Source organism: Mesorhizobium sp. M7A.F.Ca.ET.027.02.1.1, from assembly GCF_004022985.1.
Taxonomy (GTDB): domain Bacteria; phylum Pseudomonadota; class Alphaproteobacteria; order Rhizobiales; family Rhizobiaceae; genus Mesorhizobium.
The window spans coordinates 1-26,983 of the sequence record NZ_RZOL01000038.1 but is presented as its reverse complement, the minus strand read 5'-3'; the positions used below and the strand labels follow the sequence as shown (position 1 = coordinate 26,983).

Here is a 26,983-nt window from a genome sequence, read left to right as displayed (position 1 = left end):
CGCTTGCCATGGCCGAGCAGGTCACCGCGGTGCTCGACCGCAATGCCGAGGCCGCTGCCAGCATGAGCGGCTGCCGCCATGAGCGGCATTGGGTGTCGAAGTCACGACCGGGACTTGCAAACCACGCCATGGCCGAGATCGCCTATGAAGCACTGTCGACGGCTGGGCCGCCGCGCTGGGACGAAGACGCCAAAGCAGTTGCCCGCGAAATACAGGTCAATGCCGGGCGCATGGCGAGCGACGAGCCGTTCATCGAAGAACTCGAGCGCTTGATCGAGCCGCAGGCGGCGGAAGCGATCCTGCGCCGCGATCTGCCGCCCTCGCAAGTCAATTCGACCTCCGACGATTACACCGACATGAGCTGGCATACGCCGACAGCGCGGTTCTATGTCGCCCGCCCGGCGCTGCGTTCGGAGACCGGCTACCCCTATCCGGCATGGGTGATGAATGCGCTGGGCGGCATTTCGGCGACGATCGACCCGATGGTCATCTGCGCGTCCAAGACGGTCGCGCTGGCGGCGCTCCGCCTGCTGGAAGACCAGACCGCCCGCGATGCGGCGATGAATGAATTCGTCGCCCGCACCGGCGGCGGAATCGGCGGTTCGAACTGGATCGCGCCGCTTTGCGACTACGACCCGCCGATCGGGTTTCGATGGCCAGAATATGTCACCACCCCGCGTGGACGCGACTGGTGGATACCGAGCAATCAGACACCCCAAGCCACCTCACGAGGAGCATCCCATGACCGTTCATGACCGCATTGTGGCCGAGCCGTTTTCGCTGCAGCGCCGCAACCCCGCCGGCGGCACCAAGCCGCTGACCGCCTGGGGTTTTGCCAACGAGACCGACGTGCTGACCGACGTCCTGCTTGGCTCACCCAATTTCCTGCGCCATCTGTCGACCAGTTCGCTGTCGCGAAAGCACCTGCGCGAGGCGCCCTGCAACGTCCAGATCGCCCAGGCCCAGCACAAGGACCTGGTCGCCGCCTACGAGCATTTCGGCGTCAACATCCACTGGCACGAGCCGACGCCTGAGCTGCCGATGCAGGTCTATTCCCGCGATTCCAGCGTCATGACGCCCTACGGCGCCTTCATCACCGCCATGGCCAACTGGTGGCGGCGCGGCGAGAACTATGCCGCGATCCGCACCTATGAAAAGCTCGGCATCCCGATCTACGACATGGTCACGGCAGGCACGTTCGAGGGCGGCGACTTCAACGTCATCGAGGACGGCGTCGTGCTGATCGGCTGCGGCGGCGCGCGTACGCAGGAAGAAGGCGCCCGCCAGGTGCAGGCATGGTTCGACAAGGAAGGTTGGGAAACCCGCATCGCCTTCATCGACGAGTATTATGTTCATATCGACCTGATGGTGGTGCCGATCGCCGAGAAACTGACCGCTGTCTGCCTCGCCTGCACCGAACCCGGCATTGTCGACTGGTTGAAGGGCAAGGGCCACGAGATCATCGACGTGCCGTTCCAGGATACGATGGCGCTGGGCTGCAACTTCATGTCGCTGGGCAGGGACCGGGTGATCGCGCCGACCTCCAGCCAGGCGCTGATCGGTCAGCTCAAGGCGCGCGGCTTCGAGGTCGCGGCCGTCGACATGAGCGAGATCTCGAAGACCGGCGGCGGCATCCACTGCATGGCGCAGGCGCTGAAGCGCGAACCGGCCTGAGGAGTGGGATAGCGCTACGCTGCTTCGCTCACATTCGCATCAGCATGATCGGCATCCTGGCGGCCGAGGGTGCAAGGTCGCGCGCGCAAAACGGCTGAGATCGCCGGCTGGCGGCACCATGTGCCCCGCTGGCGAGTCGCAACGCTGGCCGACGCGAAACTTGCGCGATAGCTAATATAAGCGCACAGTAAAAACGTCTTTTGGGAGAGGACAGCTCATCTGCAAATCGGGAGGAAACCATGAACACCATGAGCCTCACCACGCTTGAACGCGGAAAAACGACAATCGACGCCGCAGCCCTGGAAGCGTTTTCGGCACAATTGCGCGGCAAAATGCTGAGCGAAGGCGATGCCGCGTACGACGAAGCACGGACCGTCTGGAATGCCACGGGCGACCGGCTGCCCGGGCTGATCGTGTGCTGCGTCGGCGCTTCCGATGTCATCAGTGCCGTGAATTTCGCCAGGGAGAACAGGCTTCTCGTCTCCGTGCGCGGCGGCGGCCACAACATTGCCGGAAGTGCGGTCTGCGATGGTGGCCTGATGATTGATCTGTCATTGATGAAGTCGGTGCGGGTCGATGTCGCTGCGCGGCGGGCATGGGTCGGGCCTGGCGCGACGCTTGCCGATGTCGACAAGGAAACGCAGGCCTTCGGGCTGGTGGTGCCGACCGGAATCAACTCGACCACCGGCATATCCGGCCTGACGCTGGGTGGCGGCTTCGGCTGGATCACCCGCAAATTCGGCCTGACCATCGACAATCTTGCCTCCGCCGATGTGGTCACCGCCGACGGCAAATTGCTCCGGGCCAGCAAGACTGAAAATCCCGATTTATTCTGGGCGCTGCGCGGCGGCGGCGGCAATTTCGGCGTCGTCACGGCATTCGAGTTCCATCTCCATGAGTTTGGACCGCAAGTGCTGGCAGGGCTTGTCGTCCATCCCTTCGCCGATGCCGAAAAGGTGCTGCGGGAGTATCGCAAGGCGCTCGAAACCGCTCCTGACGAGTTGACCTGCTGGGTAGTCATGCGGCAGGCGCCGCCGCTGCCCTTCCTGCCCGCGGAATGGCATGGCAAGGAGGTTCTGGTTCTGGCCATGTGCTATTGCGGCGACATCGAGGCAGGCGAAAAGGCGACGCAAAAACTTCGAGCCATCGGCACGCCGATTGCCGATGTCGTGGGCCCCAGCCCGTTCACCGGCTGGCAGCAGGCATTCGACCCACTGCTCACGCCCGGCGCCCGCAACTACTGGAAGAGCCATGACTTCACCGAGTTTTCCGAGGAGGCGGCTGCGGTCGTCAGGGGGGCAATAGCCAAGCTGCCGGGGCCCGAATGCGAGATATTTATCGGCCATGTCGGCGGCGCGGCAGGTCGCGTCAAGGCGGATGCAACGGCGTTCCCACAGCGCAGTTCACATTTCGTCATGAACGTTCACGCCCGCTGGCGCGAACCGACGATGGACAAGGCTTGCACCGACTGGGCTCGTTCAATCTACGAGGCGGCCAAACCTTATGCCGCCGGCACCGCCTATGTGAACTTCATGCCGGAGGACGAGGTCGACCGGGTCGAAGCGGCCTATGGTGGCAATCATCGACGGCTTCTGGAAATCAAGCAGCGCTACGACCCATTGAACTTGTTCCGCATGAACCAGAATTTGCGTCCGAAAGAAAGCTTGCGAGCCGCATGAGGCGCGCCGAGCTGCAGTGATAACAAGTTCACGCCTCCGCTGGAGGCGCGGGCACATGCTGTTGGCGCCGGGCTGTATTCTCGGGCCGGCCCATCAGCAACAAACCCGCCACTGTGTCTTCACCGCCCTTGTGACCGCTGGAAAAATGGAGGAATAGTCTCCCGGAATGCATCGCCCTGAAATTGCCGGTTTGCGGTTCTCAGGTCGTGCAATTGCTAGCCGGATTCCGAATGGCCAGTCCCGAACCGCGCAAAAGAAGAGGTCCGATCGCCGCCCGGCTGCTGGCGCTCGATGCGTGGATCGATTCCTCGCTCTACGAGATCGGCTTCAAGGCGCGCCAGTTCTGGGAATTGGCGACGATCTTCTCGCGGCGCTTCCGCGTCAACGGCTGGCGCCGTGGCATCATCGAACTGTTGAGCGAAGGTTTCACGCTCGGCGCCGTCGGCATCGTGGTGATGCTGGCGCTGGCCATTCCGGCTTTCCAGGACACGGCTGGCGACTGGCGCGCCCAGGGCGACTTCGCCGTCACCTTCCTTGACCGCTATGGCAACGAGATCGGCCAGCGCGGCATCATCCAGCGCGATTCCGTGCCGGTCGACGAGATGCCCGATCACGTCATCAAGGCGGTGCTTGCCACCGAGGACCGTCGCTTCTTCGACCACTACGGCATCGATGTGCTCGGCCTTTCGCGCGCGATCTTCGAGAATGTGCGGGCGAACTCCGTCGTCCAGGGCGGCTCGAGCATCACCCAGCAGTTGGCCAAGAACCTGTTCCTCACCAATGAGCGCACGCTGGAGCGCAAGATCAAGGAAGCCTTCCTGTCGCTGTGGCTCGAGGCCAATCTGTCGAAGAAGGAGATCCTGCAGCTCTATCTCGACCGCGCCTATATGGGCGGCGGCACGTTCGGCATCGAGGCTGCCGCCGACTTCTATTTCGGCAAGAGCGTCAAGGACCTGAACCTGGCCGAGGCGGCGATGCTGGCCGGCCTGTTCAAGGCGCCGACCAAATATGCGCCGCACATCAACCTGCCGGCGGCGCGCGCGCGCGCCAATGTGGTGCTGTCCAACCTTGTCGATGCCGGCTTCATGACCGAAGGCCAGGTCCTGCAGGCCAGGCTGCATCCGGCCGATGTCGTCGACCGCGGCGAACAGAAAAGCCCTGACTATTACCTCGACTGGGCATTCGACGAGGTCAAGAAGATCGCCAAACCTGGCCAGCACTCGCTTCTCGCCCACACCACCTTCGATGCCAACATCCAGAAGGCGGCGGAAGAATCGGTGGAGTTCCACCTGCGCCAGTTCGGCAAGGAGTACAACGTCACCGAAGGTGCAGTCGTCGTCATCGAGACCAACGGCGCCGTGCGCGCCATCGTCGGCGGCCGCGACTATGGTGCCAGCCAGTTCAACCGCGCCACCAAGGCGCTGCGCCAGACCGGCTCGTCATTCAAGCCCTATGTCTACGCAACCGCGATGGAACACGGCTTCACCCCCAACTCCATCATTTCCGGCGGCCCGATCAGCTGGGGCAGCTGGTCGCCGCACAATTACAACGGCGGATCGGCCGGCAACGTCACGTTGATCATGGCAATGGCCAAGTCGATCAACACCGTGCCGGTGCGGCTGGCCAAGGATCATCTCGGCATCGGCCCGATCAAGGCCATGGCCGAGGCGATGGGCGTGGAATCGCCGATCGAAGCACATAAGACGATGGTGCTCGGCACCTCGAGCATGACGGTGATGGACCAGGCGACGGGCTACAGCGTGTTCGCCGACAACGGCTTCGTCGGCTCCCGGCACGGCATCAGCCAACTCGTCACCCGCACCGGCGAGGTGGTCTATGATTTCGCCAAGGACGCGCCGCCGCCCCACCGGGTGCTGTCCGAGCAGGCGCTCAAATCGATGAACACCATGCTGGCGGCAGTGCCGGTGATGGGTACGGCGCGGCGAGCCCAACTTCCCAACATCGTCGTCGCCGGCAAGACAGGCACCACGCAGTCCTACCGCGACGCCTGGTTTGTCGGCTTCACCGGCAACTACACGGCGGCGGTATGGATGGGCAATGACGACTTCACGCCGACCAAGAACATGACCGGTGGCTCACTGCCGGCGATGGTGTGGCAGCGACTGATGGTCTACGCGCACCAGAACATCGACCTCAAGCCGATCCCTGGCATCGACAAGCCCTTCGTCGATGAGGAGATCGCCGCCAAGGCCGAGGAAGCACAGAAGAAGAGCGACGATCAGGCGGCGGCCGATGCAGCCGCCGAACGGCCGCCGGTGCTGTCCAGCCGCACGACCCAGACGCTGCGGGACATGACCACGCTGTTCCATTCGGCGCCCGTCCTCAGTACGCCGCAACTGCCGGAGACGCTATCGGCGCTGTGATTGGCGCCGAGACAGTTGAGGGGTGATGGCCGGATCACCGCCATTGCCAAGCTGGAACACCCCTCATCCGACCGAGCTTCGCTCGGCCACCTTCTCCCGCAAGGGGAGAAGGGAGAGCCGTCTGCAATTCTACGTCGGCCCGCTTGCCACAAGGCCCCACGCCGCGATATCCCCGAGCGGCAACTCTTCGTGTTCCCGGCCCCTCATGCTCAAAACTGCCTTCCTGACGCTGCTTTCGCTTGCCATAGCCATCGTCGGCGGTGGCGGCAGCGTCTGGTATGCGCTGAAAATCCAGGATGGCGTCGGCGCCATCAGGATCGGCCAATGGACGGCCTTTCCCGATATCGGCACACCGGCCGCCGATCCCTATTCCAAGGCCCGCGTGGCGCGCGAGGGTGTGCTTGCGCTCGGCCGCGCCGAGGGGCTGTCCTTCGTCGCCGAGCGAGACGCGGCCGGCGCCGAGCTCAAGCGCGAATGCACCTACACAATCGAGGGTGATTTTCCGACGGCACGGTTCTGGACGCTTTATGCCGCCGACCAGTCGCTCGGCGTGGTCGAAACCGGCAAACCCCGGCTGGCGGCGCTGCAATCCTACGGGGTGGTGCGCCAGCCCGACAATTCGGTGATCATTTCAGCCGGCCATCACCCGATGCCGGGCAATTGGCTGCTGACAGACGGCTTCGGCAGGATGTATTTCGTGCTGACCTTCTACGACACGCCAATCGCCAGCAGCACCGGCCTGTCGGACGTCTCGCTGCCGCATATCGTCAAGGTCGGCTGCAATGCGTAGTTTTTACGCTGCGATGCGCGGACTTCTGCATGCCGTCCTGCTCGGTCTGCTCGGCGCCGGCATCGTGCACATCGCCGTGCTGCTGCTGGTGCCCGAGTTTTCCGAACGCGATGCCTGGTCGCGGCTGTCCATGGCGTCGGATCTGTACAAGATGACGCGGCTCGATGCCGAGGCCGGTGGCGCGCCCGTGGTGAAATCCGTCGACCCGCTGTTTTACGCGACGGCCTGCCGGTTCGATCTGGGCGAAGGCATGGTCCGCGTCAAGGCACCTGGGCATGTCCCGTTCTGGTCGGTGTCGGTCTATGACCGCAGCGGCCACAACATCTATTCCTTCAACGACCACACAGCGACCGGCGGCGTTCTGGATGCCGTCGTGCTGACGCCGGCGCAGATGATCGACGTGCGCAAGGATCTTCCAGAGGATCTTCAAGGAGCGATTTTCGTCGAAGCGCCGATCGAGGAAGGCATCTTCGTCATCCGCGCCTTCGTGCCCGACAGCAGCTGGAAGCCGATCGTGTCGCGCTTCTTCGAACAGAGTTCCTGCGAGTTGCAGGACTTCTAGAGCGTGTCGCGTCTGAACGGATTCAGGCGACCCGCTTTGGATCTTTGTTTTTGTGCATGTCGTTCTCCCAAAACCGAGGTCACTTTTTGGGCGACATGCACTAGACATGATCCCGGACCAAAGGTCCGTGGCCGCCGAAACTCAGTGGTGCGGGACCGGTTTTGGTCCAGGCGAACCCGGCTTGTCGGGATCGACCGGCCGCACTTCGCCGGCATGCGGCCGCTCGTAGCGGATGCCGGGAAAGATGATCACCGCTGCCGGCATTTCGGCGGTTTGCTTTACTCTGGTGTTTGGTGCCGTACGCGGCACGAAAGACAGTACCATGCCCATGGTTCGCGCATTCCTCTCGGTTTCCCCGGAGCACAACGCAACGCCTCCAAATGTCATTAAGGCCGGCAGAGGGTTAACGGAACGCTAACGGATCGTCGCTAACTTGAACTTTGTTCTTGGCACTCTCGGAACCGACACGGTCCCGGTCGAGCGTCGTCAAGGTTGTGTCGAGTACGGGCGTATCCTTCGTGTCATCTTCGGACTTCAGGCAAATCGCGGTGCGAAAAGACTCGGGAAAGGCCGAAAGGCTGTTCCGCGCCGCGGTGTCGGCATTCTGCTCGCTCACTCGCCCTTCACGCCGCGAGATCGGTCAACTCGAAGACCTGACGCTGCCGCTGTTCAATGACGTGTCCGTCGAATCTCGCCGTTACGTGGCAGCCGCCCTTTCCGAATGCGAATACGCCCCCGCCGCCCTGGTGCGCCGCCTTTGCGAGGAACCGGTCGACATTGCCGCGCCGCTGCTCATCCGCTCACGCGCCGTCAGCGACATCGATCTCATCGCGCTGATCGGGCGACATGGCCTGCCGCATGCGCGTGCCATCGCGCGCCGCAAGAGTTTGAACCCGACCATCGCTGATCTGATCAGGGCCCTCGAGAGGCCAACCCTGGTGCGCGCGCCGCAACCGGATGCGAATGCCGCCGCGGCAGACAAGATCGCGCCAGCGAGCACGGAAACCGCCTCTGACGAGCCCGCCCGGGAACAGGCACTCGGCATCGCGGCTGAGAATGCACGGCGCAGGCTGCGCTCGATGATGCGCACGGGCGACGAGGCGGCAGCGACGAACGCCGATCCTTTCAAGGGCGCCGACACCTATGTGAAATTGCGCGAGACAGCGCTGACGGGAAACGCCGCGTTCTTCCAGACCGCGCTCGCCGATGCACTCGACATCGATTTCGAGATCGCGCGATCGCTCACCGCCAACCAGAATTATGCCTCGCTGCTTGCCGCCTTGCGCTCGCTCGACCTCAGCGAAGACAGGGCCTTCCTGATCACGGTTGCCGTCTATCCCGGCCAGTTCCCGCATCCGCAGGCTATCCGCACCTTCCTCGACCGTTACCGGCTGCTGCATCGTGAAGCGGCCCAGGACAAGATGCGGTCGTGGAGAGCGGAAACCCTTTCAAGGGTGGTTCGCGGCGCAGCACCTGCCAACGGCGATACACGCACCGCCTTGAACAGCGACGATGCGGCGGCTTCGTCCGGCCTCAGGGCGTCTTCACGGAAATAAGCTCCTCGACGGGCACGGTGCCGGCCTCGATCTCGACCACCCAGATGTCGGGATCGAATTTTTTCTCCCTTTCCAGCCTGGCGTCGAGCACCACGGCATCGTCGCCTGCTCCGAGCAGAGTGAAAAACCGGTCGTCGGGCTTGGCCGAATCATAGCTTGTCTGCGGCGCCGGCCCGAACAGGGCAACCTCACCCAGCCTGCCCCGCGCCAGCACGAACACAGCGCCGGCCTCGGTCGCGCCGCGCTTGACCACGGCGGCAAATCCACCGGCGCTGAAAACCCGGCGCAACAGGGCCGAGACCCACAGATCCGATGTGACGCGCATGAGAGAGCTTCCGAAACTGCCGGTTCTCTATCGATATTTCCGCCGCTGGGCGAGCCGTCGTTTCAGCCGTCAGTTGGTCAGGCCGATCTCGCGCATCTTGACGTAGACGATCTCATCGGGCTCGCCGGTCTGCGGCAGCCCGAACAGCGACTGGAATTCCTTGATCGCCGCCTTGGTGCGCGCGCCGACGACACCATCCAGCTGCATGTCGTCATTGCCGAACGCCTTGAGCCCGGCCTGGATCTTGACGATGCGGGCATCGGGCGCTTGCGTCTCGGCATCCGCCTGCCCGGAATTTGTCTGTCCTGAACCTGTCTGCAAAGACACCGGAACGGCGGCCGGCATATCCGGGCGCGGCTGCGGCCTGGGTACGACGGAAGCGGTTTTCGGCGTCGCGCCCAGTTGATCGAGCAGAAGCGCATCGATCTCGCCGGACGCGTTGAGCCCGACCTTCTGCTGATAGTCCTGGATAGCCTTGCGGGTGTTGGGTCCGGAAATGCCGTCGACCGTTCCCGAATAGAAATCAAGATCCTTCAATATGCCTTGCACCTGCTCGACAACCGGATCGCCCTTGATCGGTGCCGGCGCGCCGGATGGCCGCACGATGTTGAACGTCGTTTCCGGCTCGTCGGGCGCCGCGTGCGGAAAGCCCGCAATGCTGCGGGTCGCGAAGAATGCGCCGGCATGCGGGAAAGGCTGGTACCACAAGGCATTCGCAGAGACGTAGAACAGCGTCACCAGGAATGCCGTCGAGCCGCCCACCAGGACAGGGTTGCGCGAGATCATTCCGCCGACGGCGACAGCGCCGTCCTGAAAGGCGTTGCTGCGGCGCTTGACCGCCTTAGCCTGTTTTGCGGAGCGAGCCATTTCTGTCCCCTTTCGCCATCGCTACAGGCATGGTCAGCACGCCGGCCTTCTCCGCCTGATGTCCCTTCGGTCCGTTCACCGGCAGGCTGATGGTCACCGTGGTGCCCTCGCCCGGCATGCTTTCGATGGACATCGTGCCTTCGTGCAGCGCCACAAGGCCCTTGACCAGTGAAAGGCCAAGACCAGTCCCCTCGAAACGGCGGGTATAGTCGTTCTGGATCTGCATGAAGGGCTTGCCGAGATTGGCGAAATCCTCCTCGGCGATGCCGATGCCGGTATCCCTGACCCAGAAATGGAGGCGCGAACCGATCCGCTTGGCACCGACGACGACGTCGCCGCCGTCGGGGGTGAACTTGATCGCATTGGAGACCAGGTTGATCAGCATCTGCTGCACGGCGCGCTGGTCGGCATTGATGTCGCCGGCGTCCGGCGCGATCTGCGCCCGCAGATCGATGTTCTTGGCCTGCGCCTGCAACTGCATCATCGACTGGCACATGTCGACCGCTTCCGCGAACCGGAACGGCTCCGGCTCGGTCGCATAAACGCCAGATTCAATCCTGGACACGTCGAGTATCGAGGTTACGACGGCGAGCAGATGCTGGCCCGAATCCCTCACCAGGCCGACATATTCCTTCTGGCGCGGATCCTTGAAGCCGCCGAACATCTCATGCAGCAGCATATCCGAGAAGCCGATGATGGCATTCAACGGCGTGCGCAGTTCGTGGCTGACCACCGCCAGGAAGCGCCCCTTCGCCACTTCGGCGGATGCGGCCGCCTCATTGGCCGCCGCGAGATCCTCGCGCAACCGGGCGATCTCGTCATTCTCGCGCAGGACGAGCGTAAAGACGTCACCCTGTTCCTCACCGCGCACCAGATCAAGCGAGAACGGGCGGTAATTGTCGGCCGTCAGGCTATTGCAGTTCTGAGGCAGGCGGATGCGCAATTCGAGCCGGCGCGACAGCGCACCGTCGCGCATGTCGGCCATTGCGCTGAGATAGGAAACGCGATCCGACAGATGGACGCGATCGAACAGGCCGTTTCCAGACAGCAGTTCGGGCGGCAGTTTCAAAAGCGTGCGCGCTTTCGGCGACGCGTCCAGGACCTCGCCATGGCGGGCGACCCGCAAGACCACCGCATCGATGATTTCTTCGAGCCGGTCGGCAGTGTCGACCACAGCCGCGTCGGCCGTGTTTTGAAACGCCGATGCACGCGGCATCAGCGTAAGCGCCCACGCCAACGGCACCAGCCAGTGCCACGCCGCGATCTGCGCTCCTGCGAACGGAAATACGGTTCCAGCCAAAGGCTGAGCCAGGATGGCGACAGCGGCCGACACGGCTCCCCACAGTGCTGCACGTCGCGAGCCGCCGATCCACCAGGCTTCGAAAGGCAGCGCCAGGACAAGCATGGCGACAGGCGAACTCAGCCCGCCCGCGGCGGCAATGAGACTGCCGAGAGAAATGCCGGCCAGCATCAGGGTGAGCCCACTCGCCATCGCCATCTTGCCGGTCGCCGCCACCAGCAAGGCGACGAACCAGCACAGGCCAAAGGCGGCGAAGATGGCGGCCATGGTGACGGCAACGCCCATGCCTGAAGTGACCAGGGTGACCGCGGCGCCGGCGGCAAAGAAAGGAGCGGCGAGCATGACGCCGATGAAACGGCGCTGGCGCTCGCGGTCGCTCCGCCCAAGGATGGACGGATGGACCATACGTTCGCAACCGGCGGAAATCGCGCCAGGCAATTCAACGTATCTGGCCTTGATTGAACTCAACTCAACGCACTCGCACTTGTCGTGGACAGCTCTGCTTTGCTGATGGTTCTGGTTGGCTTTGAAACTCGCATCCAGCGTTTAAGGAATGGATAAGGCAGGGCCGACCAAGGCCCTGGCCTGCGGCAAATATCGGGATGCCGGCCGCCGAAAGCACGGGCAAATGCAGCCATAGTAAACGGAGAGTTATCCGGCGACGGCACCTATCGGACAGGCGCGCACGGCACCCGGACTTCCACATTCCAAGAAAAATACAGGAAAATCATGGGGATGCATGGTTATTTGTTGTTAAGGAAAATCACTGGCAATTGAGACAAATGGATCGCAGAACGCTTCGTTTCGAATTTGCCTAAAATTTGAGGAAAATTCTCTCTTTGCCCGCAAGCCGTCCTTTGCGCCTGTGTGCCAAGATCCTGCCTACAAAAGAGGTCATGCCATATGGATGCATGATCCGGTCACGACGAGAGGGCAAGGGCATGGTCTTCCTCATAAGAATGGCTTTCTGGTTTTCGCTGGTGCTGCTGGCGCTGCCGCTGGCTGTCGGCCCCGATGAATCGGGCCGCGAAAGCGTCGGGCCGATCCAGGCCTTGTTTGCGGCACGCGAAGCGGTTGGCGATATCGCCGGCATTTGCGAACGCAAGCCCGATGTCTGCGAGACCGGCAAGTCGGCAATGCACACCATCACCGCCCGCGCCAAGGAGACCGCCAAGATCGCGGCAGCGATGATGGACGACAAGTCCGCCGCCGGCCCCGACACGTCGACGATGACCGGCAGCCTGCCCGAAGAAATCGTCTTGCCCGAGACCGTCAACCTGCCGCCTCAGAATTAAGCCGTTTCCACGGCGCACCGCGGGCTGTCTGCCCTCTCGACGCCCGCGGTGTCCTTGTTTTTTCCGTGACGCGGCGCCGCCGCGTGACTATATCCGGCATTATGATCACCACGATCCAGACGATCCGCGACGATTTTTCATTCCTCGAGGAATGGGAAGACCGCTATCGCTACGTCATCGAACTCGGCGAGGCGCTGCCGCCATTTCCCGACGAGCAGCGCAGCGCCGCCAACAAGGTGCCGGGATGCGTCAGCCAGGTCTGGCTGACCACCGAACGCGGGGCTGGAGCCGACCCAGTCATCACCTTCACCGGCGATTCGGATGCTCATATCGTGCGTGGGCTGGTCGCGATCATGCTGGCGCTGTTTTCCGGCAGGACCGCCAGCGAAATCCAGAAGACCGATGCGGAAGCGACATTGAAAGAACTCGGCCTCGACGAACATCTGTCGCCGCAACGCGCCAACGGCCTTCGCTCGATGGTCAAGCGCATCAAACGCGACGCCGAGGCAGCGCTCAAGCAGACTGCCTGACACCTCCATACCCGATCCGCGCCTCGCGGCCCGCAAAAATCAAACGGCGCCCGAAGGCGCCGTTGATGTCGATCCGATCTGGCTTATTTTGACGCAATTCCCAAGGGAAAGCTCTATGCGCTTTCCCGGGAAAACCGTTTCACTTTTCCTTGAATTGCTCTGGCAGCGATTACCGCGCTTTGCGCTTGCGGCCGAGGCCCATCTTCTTGGCAAGCTGTGACCGGGCAGCCGCATAGTTGGGTGCAACCATCGGATAGGTCGGGTCAAGGTTCCACTTTTCGCGATACTGGTCCGGTGTCAGGTCATAGTGGGTCATCAAATGGCGCTTCAGCGACTTGAACTTCTTGCCGTCTTCAAGGCAGACGATGTAGTCGTCATGAACCGACCGCTTCGGGTTGACCGCCGGCTTCTGCTTGTCGGCAGGCGGCTGTTCGGCGGTTCCGCCCACACGACCGAGCGCAGCATGGACATCGGATATCAGGTTCGGCAATTCGCCGACCGGCACGGGATTGTTACTGACATAGGCGGCCACCACATCGGCGGTCAATTCGATCAGCGCATCGCTGTTTCTGGAAGGTGTTTCGACAATATCCATGGTCTTCGGGCCCCAACAAGAGTTACATCGATCTGCGCCCTTTTTTACAAGCAGGGCATCGCACGAATTTTGTGCAGGTAGAGTTTCTACGATTCGTGTCGCGGGCACATCAATGAGCGCCCAGACCAAGTAAGTCAATTCGGCCCTTACGCTATATTGAACGATATTGATCAATTATTCCGCGATCAGCTTCAATCTTTCGTGCATTGTGTAATTTATCGATATTTCGCGCGCTCGCCGGCAACGGCTGACGCAACGTCAGCTCGCCGTTACATTCGCGGCATCTCACGAAATGGGTTTTAATGTTTGATTTTGCTTAGCTATCGTCGGGCAATATTGGTTGTTCATATTTGTCCGCAAAACCACAGGTTGCCGTGGTCATACGCAAGCAATCAGGCGACATGCCTGTCATCCGGCGGATCGGCTGATTGCTGCCGGATCAATCAATGCGGCGTGATGTATTTGCCATACGCCCAGCCGGTGACGAATTTGCCGTTCTGGGCCGGATCATGCCAGACTTCGCACCAGCGAAAACGAATCTTTTGTTCCTGCTTCCATGCCGGCTGGTTGGCGATGTCGAGCAGGTTTATTCCGCCGGTGCATCGCCCGGTCATCTGCAGAACGGTCCCGTTCGGATATGCGGCCTGCTTCTGGGATGCGCCCGAAGGGTATTTGCGCACATTGAGCGTGTCGCCGAACGGCACATTGGCCACTTGCCAAGCCGCGAATACGGTCGCATGAGACTGGCCGGCAAAGGCCAGAGTTAGTGAAGCAACGGCGAAAGCCGCAGCAGTCCGAGACCAAATAGTCATCATCTCTCCTCCCGGCTCATCTCCTGGAGCCGACACAATCCATACGCTCCGGCTCTTGAACCTGCCCTGATCGGCGTGTTCATTCGCCGTTCAAGATATTCTCCATTCGAGATGGTCCATTCAAGATACTGGCCCATTGAAGATACTGGCAAAGCGAGACGCAATGACCAAGACATCCATATTTCCGATCGTCAGCCCGCCAACGCCCGAGAAGCGGCCGGTTTCCGACACGCATCATGGCATCACGCGAACCGACGACTATGCCTGGCTGCGGGCCGACAACTGGCAGGAAATGTTTCGCGACCCGTCATTGCTCGATACCGGGATCCGCGCAGAACTCGAGGCGGAGAATGCCTACCAGTCAAAGCTGATGGCCGACACGGTCGAACTGCAAAAGCAGCTTTTCAAGGAGATGAAGGGCCGTATCAAGGAAGACGATTCTTCCGTACCGATGAAGGACGGACCCTATGCCTATGGCTCGTCGTTCAAGCTTGGTGGCGAGCAGCCGCGCTATTTCCGCATGCCGCGAGACGGCGGTGCCGAGCATATCCTGCTCGATGGTGACGCGGAGGCCGCGGGCAAGGCCTATTTCCGTCTTGGCGGCGTCGACCATTCGGCCGACCACGCAAGGCTGCTGTGGGCATTCGACGACAAGGGCTCCGAATTCTACACGCTTCGCGTGCGTGACCTTGCCGACGGCAGGGAACTTGCGGACCAGATCCCCGACACCGGCGGTTCAGGTGTCTGGAACGCCGCCAATGACGGCTTCTTCTATACACGTCTCGACCCCAACCACCGCCCGTCGAAGGTGCTGTTCCATGCGCTTGGCGACAGCCCGCAAAGCGACCGGCTGATCTATGAGGAAACCGATCCCGGCTTCTTCATGAATGTCGACGGCACCCGCAACAACGAGTGGATCATGATCGGCATCAACGACCACGAAACCTCGGAATACCGCCTGATGCGCGCCGACGATCCGTTTGCCGAACCGAAACTGGTGTCGCAGCGCGAGATTGGCCTTCAGTACGAGTTGGAAGAAGGCGGCGATATCTTCTTCATCCTGACCAATGCCGACGGCGCCAAGGACTTCAAGATCATGACGGCACCAGCGGGCGATCCCGTGCGCGCCAACTGGCAGGAACTGGTGCCGCACGAGCCCGGCCGGCTGATCCTGTCGGTGATCGGCTTCAGGGACCACATGGTTCGGCTCGAACGCAAGGAAGGCCTGCCGCGCATTGTGGTGCGCGACCGCACCAGCGGCGAGGAGCATCTTCTGTCCCTCGACGAGGAGGCCTTCTCGCTCGGCCTGTCGGGTTCCTATGAGTACGACACCGAGATCATGCGCTTTTCCTACTCGTCGATGACGACGCCGGCCCAGGTGTTCGACTACAATATGCGCACCCGCGAGCGGGTATTGCTGAAGACCCAGGAAGTGCCGTCCGGCCATGATGCGGACCACTATGTCACGCGGCGGCTGATGGCGCCGGCCAGCGATGGCGAACTGGTGCCGATCTCGCTTTTGCACCATCGCGACACGCCGCTGGACGGATCCGCACCTTGCCTGCTTTACGGCTACGGCTCCTATGGCATCACCGTGCCCGCCGCCTTCAACACCAACTGGTTCTCGCTGGTCGACCGTGGCTTCGTCTTCGCCATCGCCCACGTTCGCGGCGGCAAGGACAAGGGCTATGGCTGGTACGATGACGGCAAGCGGGAGCACAAGATGAACACGTTCACCGATTTCATCGCCGTCGCGCGCCATCTGGTGACGGAGCGTTACACGGCGCATGACCGTATCGTCGCCCAGGGCGGTTCGGCCGGCGGCATGCTGATGGGTGCCGTCGCCAACATGGCGCCGGATTGTTTTGGCGGCATCGTCGCCGAGGTTCCCTTCGTCGATGTCCTCACCACCATGCTCGATGCGACCCTGCCGCTGACGCCGCCGGAATGGCCCGAATGGGGCAACCCGATCGCGTCCGCCGACGACTACCGGACCATTGCCGCCTACTCGCCCTATGACAATGTCGCTGATCACGACTATCCGCCGATCCTGGCGCTGGCCGGTCTCACCGATCCGCGCGTCACCTATTGGGAACCGGCCAAATGGGTGGCCCGGCTGCGCGACCGCAAGAGCGGGGACAATCCGGTTCTGTTCAAGATCAACATGGATTCCGGCCATGCCGGTGCCTCCGGCCGGTTTTCGCGGCTGGAGGAGATCGCCTACACCTATTCCTTCGCGCTGAAGGTGATGGGTAAGGCGCAGCCTACGGGAGAAATCGACCGATGATCGATCTCGCTACACTGATTGCTTATGTCGCGGTTGTGCTCGGCTTCGTCTTCATCCCCGGCCCGGCCACGCTCTTTACCATAGCGCGGGCAACGAGTTCCGGAACCAAGGTTGGCATCGCGACCGGCGCCGGGATCGCTGTCGGCGACATCTTTCACACCGTCATGGCCATGATCGGCATATCGGCGATCATCGCCGCATCGGCGACGCTGTTCAGCGTCATAAAGTACATCGGCGCGGCCTACCTGGTTTATCTCGGCATTCGCGCGATCATGGAGAAAACACCAGGCGGCCCGGCTGCCGGCGCGCTTGCGATCTCTGCCGGGAAGGCGTTTCGACAGGCTGTCCTGACCGAAGTGCTCAACCCCAAGACCGCTCTGTTCTTCCTTGCCTTCCTGCCTCAGTTCGTGCGGCCTGAAAACGGGACGGTGATGCTTCAGATGACCGTGTTGGGGGCCATCTTCGTCGTACTGGGCCTTTTCAGCACGGTCGTCTTTGCCGTGAGCGCTGGCCGGCTCGGCACGTTCCTGCGCCGAAATCCGTCGGTGTTACGATGGCAGGGCAAAGTTGTCGGCGGCATCTACTGCGCTTTGGGCGTCCGTCTGGCGCTGCAGCAACGCTGACTCCAGACGATGATCGACGCGCCTTCCGAAGAGGCTGCGTGATCAGGGCTTTTTAGGTTCCCGTTGCTCATTTTCACTCGCAATTGCGATGACCGCGCGCTACCCAGTGCGCGGTTTTTCCCGGCCCGACAGCCTCCAATCGCGTAAAGGTCCATTATGCTGCTCGTCGACGTCTATCTCGACAAATCGCCTATCCAGGGAATCGGCGTCTTTGCCAAGAACCACATTCCTCGCGGCACTCTGATCTGGAAGCTGGACCCAAGGTTCGATCGGCTCATCGAGGTCGAGACTTATGAACGTGCGGCCGGTCCGGTGAAGAGCTATCTCGATCGCTACTCCTATCCCGACCGCCGCGATCCGAACTACATCGTCTTCGAAGCCGACGACGCGCGCTACATGAACCATGCCGACGAGCCGAACTGCGACGTCTCCTCACCGGAGGAGAGCTTTGCGCTGCGCGACATCGCGCCTGGCGAAGAGCTGACCTGCAACTACAACCATTTCTTCGAGACGGGTTTCGATTTTCTCGGCGACCGCCACCTGTCTGAAGACTCGGTCTAGTTTGCCGTCTTCTTGCGGGCCGGATAGCCGTTTGGATGCGCCGGTATCGCCTTCAGATAGGCGGCGATGGCCGCACGGTCCTGCGGCGTCAGTTCGGCCATGTTCCGTTGGACATCGACCATGGCCCCGCCGACCGAATCGAAATCGGGCGTGAAGCCGGTTTCGAGATAGTTGGCGATATCGGCCTCCGACCATTCGGCGAGACCGCCCTCGCCCGATGTGATGTTCGGCACGACGCCATTGCCTTCGGCGGCCACGGCGCCCGCCATCCACTCGTTCTTCTTCGTGCCGCCCGCAAGATCGCGCGGCGTGTGGCATTCGCCGCAATGGCCCGGACCCTCGACCAGGTAGCGGCCTGCCATCACCGGATCAGGCGTGCCTTCGGGGAAGGCAACAACCGGCTGGTCGCTGAGATAGAGCAATTTCCACAGGCCGATGCCGCGGCGGACATTGAAGGGGAAATCGAGCGAATTGCCCGCTGCCTTGCCGGCGACGGACGGCAACGTCTTCAAGAAGGCATAGAGATCGCCAATGTCAGCCGGATTCATGCGCGCGTAGGATGCATAGGGAAACGCCGGATAGAAATGCTCACCAGAAGGCGACACGCCCTTCAGCATGGCAGTGGCGAGGTCCTCGACAGACCATGCGCCGATACCGTCCCTGGGATCTTGCGAAATGTTGGGCGGCACGAAGGTTCCGAACGGCGTCTTGAGTTCAAGGCCACCCACGAGTTGAAGCCGGGCGTCGCCCTGTGAGCCCGGCTTTGCATGGCAGGATGTGCAACCGCCGGCATAAAAGATGCGCTTGCCCCTGGCTGCGTCGCCAGGACCGAGCTTGGCCAGGGTTTCCCTGTCGAGCCTCACCGGCGCCGACAGGACCCACCCGGCAACCGCGCCGACGCCGCCCAGAATGACGACGGCGCCGACAAGTTTCTTCAGCCATGCCATGGCTGGTGATCAGCCCTTCTTGATTCTGTAGCCTTGATGGCAGGTGCCGCAATCCGAGCCGATAGCGCCGACTTGCGCCTTCAGCGCGTCGGCATCGGCGGGAGCCGCAGCGACCGCGGCCTTCACGTCTGCGAGATATTTGTCCTCGGCTGCGTTGAAGCCAGCCATGTCTTGCCAGATCTTCGGCGAGGCCGTGGTATCGCCGGTGTCGCTGCCGGCCGGAAACAGCGCATCGGCATCGAATTTTTCCGCATTCGCCTGCAACGCCTGAAGTTGCGTCAGCACAGCCGCGGCATCAAAGGGCTCCTCGCCCTTGACAACTTTCGACAGGCCGCCGACGATCTTTCCACGTTCCTTCATCAGTGCCTGCCGGTCGAGGACCGGGTCGGCAAAAGCCGCCGAGGCCGCGAGTGCGAGCGAAGAGATGGCGATAACAAGCTTTCTCATTCAATTGGCTCCATGATGAAGGCATTTCGGGACAGGACGTTAACGGATGCCGTAGGAGGAAAATTCCCTCCCCGGACGACTTTTGCCAGACCTTTGCTTTTTATGGGACACTGAAAAAGAAAAGCCCCGGGTGATACCGGGGCTTCCTGGAAATCGATCACTTCGCCTTTTCGTACAATTCAAGGACATGGTCCCAGTTGATCAGGCTGTCGACGAACGCCTCGAGATATTTCGGCCGGGCGTTGCGATAGTCGATGTAATAGGAATGCTCCCAGACATCGACCCCGAGGATCGGCGACGCGCCATGGACGAGCGGGTTCTCGCCGTTCGGCGTCTTCGAGATCGCCAGCTTGCCATCCTTGACGGAAACCCAGGCCCAGCCGGAACCGAACTGGGTCGTGCCGGCGGCAATGAAGTCGGCCTTGAACTTGTCATAGCCACCGAGATCGCTATCAACTGCCTTCTGCAAGGCGCCCGGCAGCTTGTTGCCGCCGCCGCCTTTCTTCATCCACTTCCAGAAATGGATATGGTTGTAGTGCTGGGCGGCATTGTTGAAGAGGCCGGCATTCTTGCCGAACGACTGCTTGACCACCTCTTCGACCGACAGATCACCCAAGCCTGCCTCGGCGGCGAGCTTGTTTCCGTTATCGACATACGCCTTGTGGTGCTTGTCGTGGTGATATTCCAGCGTCTCTTTCGACATGTAAGGCTGCAAGGCCTCATAGTCGTAAGGCAGAGCGGGCAATTCAAAGGCCATGGATAGTACTCCCTCGTGGAAAAATCCGGTGTCGATACCGGAGTAAGATAGGTCTGGAATGGATTGGGACAACTCCGGATGAAGCGTCGGTCGCCTTTTTATCCGCTCAAGCAGCGGAAGTCGAATGCGCCCAATCCCAATAGAGTTCGCGCGCCTTTTTGGCCACCGGCCCGGGTTGCAGATTGCGATCCTCGATACGCGTGACCGGCACGACCTTGGAATGGTTCCCGGTCGAAAAAATTTCGTCCGCTTCGAGGAAATCGCGCACCGACAGCGTCTTTTCCGTGGTCTTGAACCCATACTCGCCAAGCAGCGTTATCGTGCGCGAGCGGGTGATGCCGGACAGGAAGGTGCCGTTCGGCGCCGGTGTAAAGACATGACCGTCCTTGACCAGGAAGATGTTCGAGGTCCCGGTCTCGGCAACGTTGCCCAGCATGTCGAGCACCATTGCGTTGTCGAAGCCGCGCATCTTGGCTTCGAGAATGGCCCGGCCGTTGTTGGGGTAAAGGCAGCCGGCCTTGGCGTTGGTCGGCATGGTTTCGATGGTCGGACGCCGGAACGGCGACACGGTCACCGAAAAGCCAGTCGCCGGAATCATCGGCGATTCATAGAGGCAAAGGCAAAAGCGGGTAGACGCCGGATCGGCCGGGACGCCCATATAGCCGCCATGCTCGGCCCAGTACATCGGCCTGATATAGACCGCCGTCTTGCCGTCGAACTTCTTCAACCCGTCCCATGTCAGCCCGACGATCTTGTCGGCGCTCATGTTCGGCTTCAGGCCGAGTGCGATCGCCGAAGAATTCACCCTGGCGGCATGGAGGTCGAGATCCGGCGCCACGCCTTCGAACCAGCGGCCACCGTCGAACACGCTGGTGCCGAGCCACATGGCGTGGCTGCGCGGCCCCAGAATGGCGACGTTGCCCTCGTGCCAATCACCATCGACGAAAGTCCATGTCGCGGATTGCGCCGCAGCCGCCAGTGTCATCGTGTGGTCCCGCCTCAATCGGTCTCGTGTGACGGCCATTGGAAGATGCTTTGGCGGGCGCCGTCAACCGGCATCATGGAGTTTTGTTGAGGCCAGTGCCGGGGCGCAATGCAATCAAAGCTTGCACCTTGTCGCACCTGCCCTCAAAACTGTTGTCATGCAATACGCCGCCTATGTCTTCGACGCCTATGGCACGCTGTTCGACGTGCATGCCGCCGTGCGTCGTCATGCCGACCGGATCGGGCCGGACGGCCAATTGTTGTCCGAGATCTGGCGCGCCAAGCAGCTCGAATATTCCTGGGTGCGCACGCTGATGGGCGCCTATGCCGATTTCTGGCAACTGACCGAACAGGCGCTCGATTTCGCCTTGCGCAAGGTTCCCTCGGCCGACCCCGGTCTCAAGGCGATATTGCTGGATGCCTACTGGCGGCTGGATTGCTATCCGGAAGTGCCGGCCGTGCTCAAGGCGCTCAAGGCTTCGGGAGCGAGGCTGGCGATCCTGTCCAACGGCTCGCCCGAAATGCTGCAGGCGGCGGTCAAATCCGCCGCGCTCGACCAGGTTCTGGATGACATCTATTCCGTCGATAGGGTGCGGCGCTTCAAGACCGACCCGGCGGTCTACGACATGGTCGCCACCGGCTGGCGCCTCTACCCCGGCGCGGTTTCCTTTCAGTCGTCCAATCGCTGGGACATTGCTGGCGCCACCAAATTCGGTTTTCGCACTGTGTGGATCAACCGCTCCAACCAGCCCGAAGAATACCGGGATTTCCCACCGGCCCTTATCCTGCCGTCGCTCGAAGCCCTTGTGCCCGGCAGCTAGAAAACCTGTGTCTCTGGCGCCACAGTAGCAGCCTGGTCACAGCTTCGCCTTTGTTTGCCCACGTTCGGGCCAGAATCGGAACCGCCTATCGCCCCAGGTGTTGTCAGGCACCCGCGCAACTGTCGGCGAATTCACGTTTTGTTGCGATTTGAGACTTAAAGAAGGCAACCATGTCCATAACCGAAATCGAATCTTTTCGCCTGAGCCGTCGCGGCTTTCTCAACGCCGCAGCCTTGGGCGCCGCTTCGATCGCGGTTTCCGCATGCGCCACCACCGGGCCGGGTCCGGTCGAGCCGCCGCCACCAACCTATGTCGAGCCGCCTCTGGCCGATTATGTGACGATGTACGCCGCTGTCAGCGACGGCGGCTTCGATTTGCCGGCCATCCCCGTCGACAAGATCGATCCGCAGTTCCTGCGTCAGATCGTTCCCGACCCGACGGGACAGAAGCCGGGAACCATAGTCGTCGATACCACCGGCCACTTCCTTTATCTGGTTCGTCCGGGCGGTCAGGCGATACGCTACGGTGTCGGCCTTGGCCGTGCCGGCTTCGAATGGTCCGGCGACGCCGTCGTTCAGTGGAAGCAGAAATGGCCGAAGTGGACGCCGCCGGATGAAATGATCGCCCGTCAGCCGGAATTGAAGCCCTATAGCGCCGACAATGGCGGCATGCCCGGCGGCCTGAAGAACCCGCTCGGCGCACGCGCGCTCTATCTGTTCCAGGGCAATGTCGACACGCTTTATCGTCTGCACGGCTCGCCGGAGTGGCGGTCGATCGGCAAGTCGGTGTCGTCAGGCTGCGTGCGACTGATGAACCAGGACATTATCGACCTCTATGATCGCGTGCCCTCGAAGACTCCGGTCGTCGTGACCAGCGACGCCAGCCAACCCATGGTGGCGACGGCCAACCGACAGGCGATCCCGATCGACGCCGGCGTGCCGGACGGATCGGTGCTGCTTGGACCGGTCAAGGCGATCACGAATTCAATCTTCTAAAGCTGTGGCGGGCGAGGCGAAGGTTTGCCAACTGCGGTTCATCTGCCTCAGCGGGCCAATATATCAAGATCTCAAGTCCGGCGCTTTGTGCCGGGCATGGGCTTCTGACAGGTGGCAAACGCCCGGATGACAGCTGTTGATCCGAAGAGATCTATGTCTTGCGCGCAGCGAGTGGACGCTTTGCGCCTCATCTTAGCCGTAGCGATCGGCGTGGCCCAAACCTGAAAGCGGTCGTCATCGGCGGTGACGCTGGAAGGCACGGAAGTGCCCTTCGCGATCGACCGCCCAAGAAAATCGGCTATAACTCTTGCTACCTCCATAATGGCCTTCTGTGACTGTTCGTTCGCGAAGATGGTCGGAGGTGCTGAAAAAACTGGGCCGCCGTGGATGCCGAGAAGCAGTCACCTAATATTTGCATTTCGTAGAATCTGGAATCTGGGTAGTAGAAGATGGAGGTCATCTCACCTGGGCTGGATCTAGTGTAATGGACACCGAGCTTCTCGAGCTTCTGCCGTTCATCGACACTGGGGAAACCATCCCCGCGGATGTAATGCTGCGGCTGTTGAATGGCGTGGACCGTACTGGCGGCGAACCCCGGCGACGTGCGGCAAACGAGATCCTAGGCGGTGCGGGCGATTACCTCCCTGGGCGGGGTTATCTCTCCGACTTCATTTCTGGAAAGCTGTCACAGATAGAAGCGGTGGCGATCATCTCCAGCAGGAAGAAATATCTGGAAAGGATGCGGTGTCTACTGCCAAGCATCCTCAAAATCCTTGGTGTCCGCGAAGGGCGCAACCTCAACTCCATAATGCTGCGGATCGACGATTGCTGCCATGACTTTCCGATCGTCGCAAAATCAGCCCATGAGAAAAAAGTCAGGAAGGCAATTCGGACGGATGTCGCTCAAATCAGAGATTTGGCGCAAAAACTGCGGGCGGTCGTGGAGAAAGCGGAAAGGCATATTAATCACGAGCTTGAGCAGCACGTCGCGATCCTGAAGGACGAGCAACAGGGGGCACCTAGCTGGAGATCGGGTGTCGAGGTGGTCAACCAACAACTTGATTGGCTGAGGGTCGCTGCCGACATCGCGCTCTATCGCGACGATGTTGGGGAAAATGGATTCTATGTCGGCGACAACAAGGCCAAGACGCATATCGTTGAATGCGCATACGACATGGCGATCAGGTATGGGCTGCCAGCTTTCGTCACCACACCCGGTTCGGATTTTTCGTTCTTATGTGTGTTGCTGTTTGAGCTTGCAGGCGGCGGGCAACACGCCAGCTTAGCCGGCGCCATCAGTAAATTTTCCCGAAGCGCTCTTCGCAAAAAACTGGATTCCGATGCAGAAGAATCGCGGCAGGAAAACAGCGACGATTATTTGAAACCGCATGAGGAAGATAATTTCCTCTACGTTCACAAGGGAGATCGAGGAACTGACGGGCGAAGCTCGCTTCTGGAAGGTGATGATGGAAAGCCGTACGTGGGATGATACCGCCAAGTATCATCTCAGCCGGAGGCTCATCGCTGTTTTGGAAGACATCCGGGGCGCCAATCAGCGCCATGGCCCACACCGGGTCTGGAGTGATCCGATCGACGAAGTTGAGCTTGCGCGCTTTTTCCTCCAAGACCGAGAAAGGGACGCAACGCTGCTCCAATTGGAAATTGAGACCGGCAGGAAGCAGCGGTCAGTTGATCTCATTTCGGCCAAGCGCCAAAAACCGGATCAACACGGCGGCGGGAAACCGCGGTAGAGAGAGTCCATGTTCGGCACGCCGGGCACATCACGCAGCGTAGCTCAACAGGATAGAGTCCCCGCTTTCTACTACCACCGCAAAAACGCGGTGGCAGGCGGGAAGCTGCAGGTTCAACTCCTGCCGCTGCGTCGATCACCGCGCGGAAAGCGTAAAGTGTTTGGCTACCTGAGCTTGTTTGTTCTGGAGGCACCTCCCTGAGCGTGTCCAGAAGGATCGATCTTATCAAGCCCCAGGATGCGACTGCAGGTCAGACGAAACGCCTGAGGTGCGGAAACTCTGTCGGTGCCATTCCTGCGACGCTGTCGCCGCCTCTCGCCCGCCGGGAAATGGCGCCGCTCTATGCCGCAGTCGACATGAATCCAAAACCCACTTTCGATTCACGTCAACACTGGACCAACGCTATCTGATACTGACTGCGCATCGGTGGAAGCACCGTGACGCGACGTAGTTCAACGGAAGAACACTCCGCTTTCTACTCGGCTGGCAGCGCTCAGTCGGGGGTGGTGAGGCTGTAGGTTCGAATCCTACCGTCGCGTACGATATCGGATATTCAGGCAACCGGTGCTGTCGAGTGTAAATGGCGTCAAAATAATCAAGCTTTACGCCGTAGGCGACGGGATCTGCCGAGCGCAATTTCTGCTTTCACAAGCCGATTGTGCATTTCCTCCAGGTCCTCGAAAACGGGTCCATAGGCGCGCATCATCTGTGAACCCCAGACTAAGTGGGGACCGTTTTCAAGAAGCGTTCGTTGTAGCCTTTCCAGGACATCGGCTCTGCGTTCGAGCAGCTCGCGTCGGGAGAAGACATTCCAGTCGCGGGACTCGACTATCTCCTCCCAAAATGTGAACTCACTCTTGAGCTTTGCCGTCCGCTCTTTGACGGCGGCGAAGTTATCCGTCTCGTACGCACGCATTCCTTCGTCGCTGTTATCCCACCGGAATGACTGTTCCTCCTCGAAAATCTCTTTCCGGCTCGAGCTCTTCGCAAACCTGTTAATGGCTCCCGCGAGTCCGACGTCGTATTCACCGCTGGCGATCTCATACAGAAGGCTGCATGCTGTCGCAAAATCCGAACCTGGCGTGGTGACGAAAGCAGGTGCGTTCTGCGAAAGTGAAATCTGGTAGATACACTCGACAGCCCGGAATTTTGCCCTGTTGTCAGTGACAATGAAACCACCGCCCCCGATCCGCTCACGGTACAGGACTATCTCCGCGACCACAGATAGCCGCTTCAGATCGGCCCGAAATGGCTCAAACGAGTCCCCAAAGCGATCGACTTCGGGCGTCCGAGCAATGGCTGTCTTGTGGTGATTGAACTCAATGTCGATATGGTGTCCGAACTCATCGAGCCGCACGACAAGGTCCGTGACTGCACGTAAAACGCGTTGAAGGCCGGAGGCGATCTCTTTGCGGACTCTTTTCTCGTGAGGCGTCGCCTTGATGGCGGGAAAATCCCTGCAAAAGTCATCGATCTGGCGAAGAACAGACTCCAGACTTCCGCTGTCTTTCACATCAAAAAAGGACAAGAGAGCAGGAATCAGAGAAGCCGCTCGCGTGATGTAAGCCTTTCGGTGGCGAATTGCCTCTAGCGCTTCATCATCTGTCCCCCGGGCAGAGATAAACCAGGATAGTTCAATCGGGTGCAGATAGACGCCTGCCTCGGACATGATCTCCCCAGCCGCGTGACGATACTCTGAATCGTCTCGTGCACACCCGGTCGTGTTGAAAACCTCGATCATCAAGTCAATCGGGATCGGTAAGTGAGATTTAATGTATGGGGCGAGTCTCGAGAACATCATCCTTCCGCGATACGTGAAATTCGCTAGGGTTAGTGAAAGCCTGTGTTGTTGCTGTGTGGATTCCTCGTACCGACCCAATTGAATGACAACGCATGACTACGTTCAATATCTGTAGCGGCACAATCGTCCGGCTGTGGAAACAGCTTCAGAGTGAACCCACTCCAGCGCCTGCTTTTCGAAGTCCGGCGCCCAAACTGATAGTCAGCTGTCGACCCCAATCAAGACTTTCGGCACATCGGCGTCTAGCGCCTTTAGCGCATAGCTGCCGCTCCTTACCGCCCCCTCGACAGACTCCCCAATATCCCGCGCACGATTGCCCGGCCGACCGAGGAGCCAACCGAGCGCACCACCGACTTGATCGCCGCCTCGGCCACCGTCTGGCGGTTGGACGGGCGCGGTGCAGATGTGCGCCTGCCGCCCGATTTCGGCGCGGGATCGTCATTGCCGAAGCCCGGAATGGTCCAGCGCGAGCCGCCGCTGCCGGCCTGCTGGGCCTGCTCTTCGGCATCCTGCGCGTCCTTGGCCTTTTTTTGCAGCATTTCGAAAGCCGATTCGCGATCGACGGCCTGATCGTACTGGCCGGCGACCGGGCTCTCCTGGATCAGCTTTTGTCGCTCGGCTGCCGTTATCGGTCCAAGGC

27 protein-coding genes, 2 tRNA genes and 1 pseudogene are annotated in these 26,983 nt (G+C 60.9%); 18 read left to right on the top strand and 12 right to left on the bottom strand.

All coding sequences use genetic code 11. From position 1 onward, the window contains the following. The 6 genes and pseudogenes from EN749_RS07095 to EN749_RS07070 form a co-directional block, all read left to right on the top strand. Positions 1–755 (top strand): annotated as a pseudogene (locus EN749_RS07095) (amidohydrolase); the annotation flags it as partial. Next, positions 742–1,674, top strand: coding sequence for a dimethylarginine dimethylaminohydrolase family protein (locus EN749_RS07090; protein WP_127267591.1), 933 nt, complete (start codon positions 742–744; stop codon positions 1,672–1,674). The pseudogene EN749_RS07095 and the gene EN749_RS07090, both read left to right, overlap by 14 nt. A gap of 239 nt (positions 1,675–1,913) precedes the next feature. Continuing rightward, positions 1,914–3,353 (top strand): FAD-binding oxidoreductase, encoded by a 1,440-nt coding sequence (locus tag EN749_RS07085; protein WP_128362833.1) that lies wholly within the window; start codon positions 1,914–1,916, stop codon positions 3,351–3,353. Positions 3,354–3,583: 230 nt separating this feature from the next. Continuing rightward, positions 3,584–5,737: a penicillin-binding protein 1A gene (locus tag EN749_RS07080; RefSeq protein WP_127810930.1), complete on the top strand. Its 2,154-nt coding sequence runs from the start codon at positions 3,584–3,586 to the stop codon at positions 5,735–5,737. Between the two features lie 205 nt (positions 5,738–5,942). Further along, positions 5,943–6,527: a DUF1214 domain-containing protein gene (locus tag EN749_RS07075; RefSeq protein WP_127321659.1), complete on the top strand. Its 585-nt coding sequence runs from the start codon at positions 5,943–5,945 to the stop codon at positions 6,525–6,527. Continuing rightward, positions 6,520–7,089 (top strand): DUF1254 domain-containing protein, encoded by a 570-nt coding sequence (locus EN749_RS07070; RefSeq protein WP_127271883.1) that lies wholly within the window; start codon positions 6,520–6,522, stop codon positions 7,087–7,089. Before EN749_RS07075 ends, EN749_RS07070 begins: the two co-directional genes overlap by 8 nt. 141 nt (positions 7,090–7,230) lie before the next feature. Here EN749_RS07070 and EN749_RS07065 read toward each other — a convergent pair whose 3' ends face one another. Continuing rightward, positions 7,231–7,419 (bottom strand): hypothetical protein, encoded by a 189-nt coding sequence (locus EN749_RS07065; RefSeq protein WP_127272037.1) that lies wholly within the window; start codon positions 7,417–7,419, stop codon positions 7,231–7,233. Between the two features lie 188 nt (positions 7,420–7,607). On the opposite strand from EN749_RS07065, the gene EN749_RS07060 reads away from it, so the two are divergent. Further along, positions 7,608–8,645: a hypothetical protein gene (locus EN749_RS07060; RefSeq protein ID WP_128288925.1), complete on the top strand. Its 1,038-nt coding sequence runs from the start codon at positions 7,608–7,610 to the stop codon at positions 8,643–8,645. On the opposite strand, the gene EN749_RS07055 is transcribed toward EN749_RS07060, so the two are convergent. The 3 genes from EN749_RS07055 to EN749_RS07045 all read right to left on the bottom strand — a co-directional run bounded on the left by EN749_RS07055 (position 8,623) and on the right by EN749_RS07045 (position 11,542). Beyond that, positions 8,623–8,970, bottom strand: a complete 348-nt coding sequence (locus tag EN749_RS07055) for a DUF1491 family protein (RefSeq protein WP_127810932.1) — start codon at positions 8,968–8,970, stop codon at positions 8,623–8,625. The two genes, EN749_RS07060 and EN749_RS07055, sit on opposite strands and share 23 nt — an antisense overlap. A 69-nt stretch (positions 8,971–9,039) precedes the next feature. After that, positions 9,040–9,837, bottom strand: a complete 798-nt coding sequence (locus EN749_RS07050; protein ID WP_127268164.1) for a peptidoglycan-binding protein — start codon at positions 9,835–9,837, stop codon at positions 9,040–9,042. Beyond that, entirely contained in the window at positions 9,812–11,542 is a 1,731-nt protein-coding gene (locus EN749_RS07045; protein WP_128362832.1) for an ATP-binding protein, read from the bottom strand. The genes EN749_RS07050 and EN749_RS07045 overlap by 26 nt, the downstream gene beginning before the upstream one ends. A 536-nt stretch (positions 11,543–12,078) precedes the next feature. Between EN749_RS07045 and EN749_RS07040 the strand changes: the two genes are divergently transcribed. Next, the gene (locus tag EN749_RS07040) at positions 12,079–12,432 is read left to right on the top strand and encodes a DUF5330 domain-containing protein (protein ID WP_027035810.1); all 354 of its coding nucleotides are present in this window, start codon (positions 12,079–12,081) and stop codon (positions 12,430–12,432) included. A gap of 101 nt (positions 12,433–12,533) precedes the next feature. Beyond that, a complete protein-coding gene (locus EN749_RS07035) occupies positions 12,534–12,962 on the top strand; it encodes a SufE family protein (RefSeq protein ID WP_127327261.1) in 429 nt (142 codons plus the stop codon). A 169-nt stretch (positions 12,963–13,131) separates the two neighbouring features. Here EN749_RS07035 and EN749_RS07030 read toward each other — a convergent pair whose 3' ends face one another. Then, entirely contained in the window at positions 13,132–13,557 is a 426-nt protein-coding gene (locus tag EN749_RS07030) for a MucR family transcriptional regulator (protein WP_013532660.1), read from the bottom strand. A 443-nt stretch (positions 13,558–14,000) separates the two neighbouring features. Further along, complete coding sequence (locus tag EN749_RS07025) at positions 14,001–14,369, bottom strand: SH3 domain-containing protein (RefSeq protein WP_127268166.1); 369 nt, start codon at positions 14,367–14,369, stop codon at positions 14,001–14,003. 163 nt (positions 14,370–14,532) lie between these two features. Between EN749_RS07025 and EN749_RS07020 the strand changes: the two genes are divergently transcribed. The 3 genes from EN749_RS07020 to EN749_RS07010 all read left to right on the top strand — a co-directional run bounded on the left by EN749_RS07020 (position 14,533) and on the right by EN749_RS07010 (position 17,840). Continuing rightward, entirely contained in the window at positions 14,533–16,656 is a 2,124-nt protein-coding gene (locus EN749_RS07020) for a S9 family peptidase (protein WP_128362831.1), read from the top strand. Then, the gene (locus tag EN749_RS07015; RefSeq protein WP_127395277.1) at positions 16,653–17,279 is read left to right on the top strand and encodes a LysE family translocator; all 627 of its coding nucleotides are present in this window, start codon (positions 16,653–16,655) and stop codon (positions 17,277–17,279) included. The genes EN749_RS07020 and EN749_RS07015 overlap by 4 nt, the downstream gene beginning before the upstream one ends. Before the next feature lie 156 nt (positions 17,280–17,435). Continuing rightward, positions 17,436–17,840, top strand: coding sequence for an SET domain-containing protein-lysine N-methyltransferase (locus tag EN749_RS07010; RefSeq protein WP_127321379.1), 405 nt, complete (start codon positions 17,436–17,438; stop codon positions 17,838–17,840). Here EN749_RS07010 and EN749_RS07005 read toward each other — a convergent pair. The 4 genes from EN749_RS07005 to EN749_RS06990 form a co-directional block, all read right to left on the bottom strand. Continuing rightward, positions 17,837–18,787: a cytochrome c gene (locus EN749_RS07005; protein ID WP_128362830.1), complete on the bottom strand. Its 951-nt coding sequence runs from the start codon at positions 18,785–18,787 to the stop codon at positions 17,837–17,839. The genes EN749_RS07010 and EN749_RS07005 overlap by 4 nt on opposite strands. Before the next feature lie 9 nt (positions 18,788–18,796). Further along, complete coding sequence (locus EN749_RS07000; RefSeq protein WP_128362829.1) at positions 18,797–19,234, bottom strand: cytochrome c; 438 nt, start codon at positions 19,232–19,234, stop codon at positions 18,797–18,799. A gap of 157 nt (positions 19,235–19,391) precedes the next feature. Next, complete coding sequence (locus EN749_RS06995) at positions 19,392–19,991, bottom strand: superoxide dismutase (protein WP_013532667.1); 600 nt, start codon at positions 19,989–19,991, stop codon at positions 19,392–19,394. A 106-nt stretch (positions 19,992–20,097) separates the two neighbouring features. Then, positions 20,098–20,976, bottom strand: a complete 879-nt coding sequence (locus tag EN749_RS06990; RefSeq protein WP_127269956.1) for a branched-chain amino acid aminotransferase — start codon at positions 20,974–20,976, stop codon at positions 20,098–20,100. Between the two features lie 157 nt (positions 20,977–21,133). On the opposite strand from EN749_RS06990, the gene EN749_RS06985 reads away from it, so the two are divergent. The 6 genes from EN749_RS06985 to EN749_RS37480 all read left to right on the top strand — a co-directional run bounded on the left by EN749_RS06985 (position 21,134) and on the right by EN749_RS37480 (position 25,081). Further along, positions 21,134–21,796, top strand: coding sequence for a haloacid dehalogenase type II (locus tag EN749_RS06985; RefSeq protein ID WP_027035819.1), 663 nt, complete (start codon positions 21,134–21,136; stop codon positions 21,794–21,796). 170 nt (positions 21,797–21,966) lie between these two features. After that, positions 21,967–22,791 (top strand): L,D-transpeptidase, encoded by an 825-nt coding sequence (locus tag EN749_RS06980; protein ID WP_127269960.1) that lies wholly within the window; start codon positions 21,967–21,969, stop codon positions 22,789–22,791. A 484-nt stretch (positions 22,792–23,275) separates the two neighbouring features. Then, positions 23,276–24,280, top strand: a complete 1,005-nt coding sequence (locus EN749_RS06975) for a hypothetical protein (RefSeq protein WP_128362828.1) — start codon at positions 23,276–23,278, stop codon at positions 24,278–24,280. Further along, a complete protein-coding gene (locus tag EN749_RS06970) occupies positions 24,258–24,542 on the top strand; it encodes a hypothetical protein (RefSeq protein ID WP_210214709.1) in 285 nt (94 codons plus the stop codon). The genes EN749_RS06975 and EN749_RS06970 overlap by 23 nt, the downstream gene beginning before the upstream one ends. Before the next feature lie 33 nt (positions 24,543–24,575). Next, positions 24,576–24,674 (top strand) — tRNA-OTHER (locus EN749_RS37485). A gap of 309 nt (positions 24,675–24,983) precedes the next feature. After that, positions 24,984–25,081 (top strand) — tRNA-Arg (locus tag EN749_RS37480). 56 nt (positions 25,082–25,137) lie between these two features. Here the strand turns inward: EN749_RS37480 and EN749_RS06965 are convergent. Both EN749_RS06965 and EN749_RS06960 read right to left on the bottom strand, forming a co-directional pair. Continuing rightward, positions 25,138–26,283 (bottom strand): hypothetical protein, encoded by a 1,146-nt coding sequence (locus EN749_RS06965; RefSeq protein ID WP_128362826.1) that lies wholly within the window; start codon positions 26,281–26,283, stop codon positions 25,138–25,140. Between the two features lie 332 nt (positions 26,284–26,615). Beyond that, a partial coding sequence (locus EN749_RS06960; protein ID WP_128362825.1) for a helicase HerA-like domain-containing protein occupies positions 26,616–26,983 on the bottom strand: 368 nt, incomplete at its 5' end.

Excerpts from the sequence above, each read along its gene's own strand:
- EN749_RS07090 (WP_127267591.1), top strand. The coding sequence starts at position 742 with ATGACCGTTCATGACCGCATTGTGGCCGAGCCGTTTTCGCTGCAGCGC.
- EN749_RS07085 (WP_128362833.1), top strand. The coding sequence starts at position 1,914 with ATGAACACCATGAGCCTCACCACGCTTGAACGCGGAAAAACGACAATC.
- EN749_RS07080 (WP_127810930.1), top strand. The coding sequence starts at position 3,584 with ATGGCCAGTCCCGAACCGCGCAAAAGAAGAGGTCCGATCGCCGCCCGG.
- EN749_RS07075 (WP_127321659.1), top strand. The coding sequence starts at position 5,943 with ATGCTCAAAACTGCCTTCCTGACGCTGCTTTCGCTTGCCATAGCCATC.
- EN749_RS07070 (WP_127271883.1), top strand. The coding sequence starts at position 6,520 with ATGCGTAGTTTTTACGCTGCGATGCGCGGACTTCTGCATGCCGTCCTG.
- EN749_RS07065 (WP_127272037.1), bottom strand. The coding sequence starts at position 7,419 with ATGGGCATGGTACTGTCTTTCGTGCCGCGTACGGCACCAAACACCAGA.
- EN749_RS07055 (WP_127810932.1), bottom strand. The coding sequence starts at position 8,970 with ATGCGCGTCACATCGGATCTGTGGGTCTCGGCCCTGTTGCGCCGGGTT.
- EN749_RS07050 (WP_127268164.1), bottom strand. The coding sequence starts at position 9,837 with ATGGCTCGCTCCGCAAAACAGGCTAAGGCGGTCAAGCGCCGCAGCAAC.
- EN749_RS07045 (WP_128362832.1), bottom strand. The coding sequence starts at position 11,542 with ATGGTCCATCCGTCCATCCTTGGGCGGAGCGACCGCGAGCGCCAGCGC.
- EN749_RS07040 (WP_027035810.1), top strand. The coding sequence starts at position 12,079 with ATGGTCTTCCTCATAAGAATGGCTTTCTGGTTTTCGCTGGTGCTGCTG.
- EN749_RS07035 (WP_127327261.1), top strand. The coding sequence starts at position 12,534 with ATGATCACCACGATCCAGACGATCCGCGACGATTTTTCATTCCTCGAG.
- EN749_RS07030 (WP_013532660.1), bottom strand. The coding sequence starts at position 13,557 with ATGGATATTGTCGAAACACCTTCCAGAAACAGCGATGCGCTGATCGAA.
- EN749_RS07025 (WP_127268166.1), bottom strand. The coding sequence starts at position 14,369 with ATGACTATTTGGTCTCGGACTGCTGCGGCTTTCGCCGTTGCTTCACTA.
- EN749_RS07020 (WP_128362831.1), top strand. The coding sequence starts at position 14,533 with ATGACCAAGACATCCATATTTCCGATCGTCAGCCCGCCAACGCCCGAG.
- EN749_RS07015 (WP_127395277.1), top strand. The coding sequence starts at position 16,653 with ATGATCGATCTCGCTACACTGATTGCTTATGTCGCGGTTGTGCTCGGC.
- EN749_RS07010 (WP_127321379.1), top strand. The coding sequence starts at position 17,436 with ATGCTGCTCGTCGACGTCTATCTCGACAAATCGCCTATCCAGGGAATC.
- EN749_RS07005 (WP_128362830.1), bottom strand. The coding sequence starts at position 18,787 with ATGGCATGGCTGAAGAAACTTGTCGGCGCCGTCGTCATTCTGGGCGGC.
- EN749_RS07000 (WP_128362829.1), bottom strand. The coding sequence starts at position 19,234 with ATGAGAAAGCTTGTTATCGCCATCTCTTCGCTCGCACTCGCGGCCTCG.
- EN749_RS06995 (WP_013532667.1), bottom strand. The coding sequence starts at position 19,991 with ATGGCCTTTGAATTGCCCGCTCTGCCTTACGACTATGAGGCCTTGCAG.
- EN749_RS06990 (WP_127269956.1), bottom strand. The coding sequence starts at position 20,976 with ATGACACTGGCGGCTGCGGCGCAATCCGCGACATGGACTTTCGTCGAT.
- EN749_RS06985 (WP_027035819.1), top strand. The coding sequence starts at position 21,134 with ATGCAATACGCCGCCTATGTCTTCGACGCCTATGGCACGCTGTTCGAC.
- EN749_RS06980 (WP_127269960.1), top strand. The coding sequence starts at position 21,967 with ATGTCCATAACCGAAATCGAATCTTTTCGCCTGAGCCGTCGCGGCTTT.
- EN749_RS06975 (WP_128362828.1), top strand. The coding sequence starts at position 23,276 with ATGGACACCGAGCTTCTCGAGCTTCTGCCGTTCATCGACACTGGGGAA.
- EN749_RS06970 (WP_210214709.1), top strand. The coding sequence starts at position 24,258 with ATGGAAAGCCGTACGTGGGATGATACCGCCAAGTATCATCTCAGCCGG.
- EN749_RS06965 (WP_128362826.1), bottom strand. The coding sequence starts at position 26,283 with ATGATCGAGGTTTTCAACACGACCGGGTGTGCACGAGACGATTCAGAG.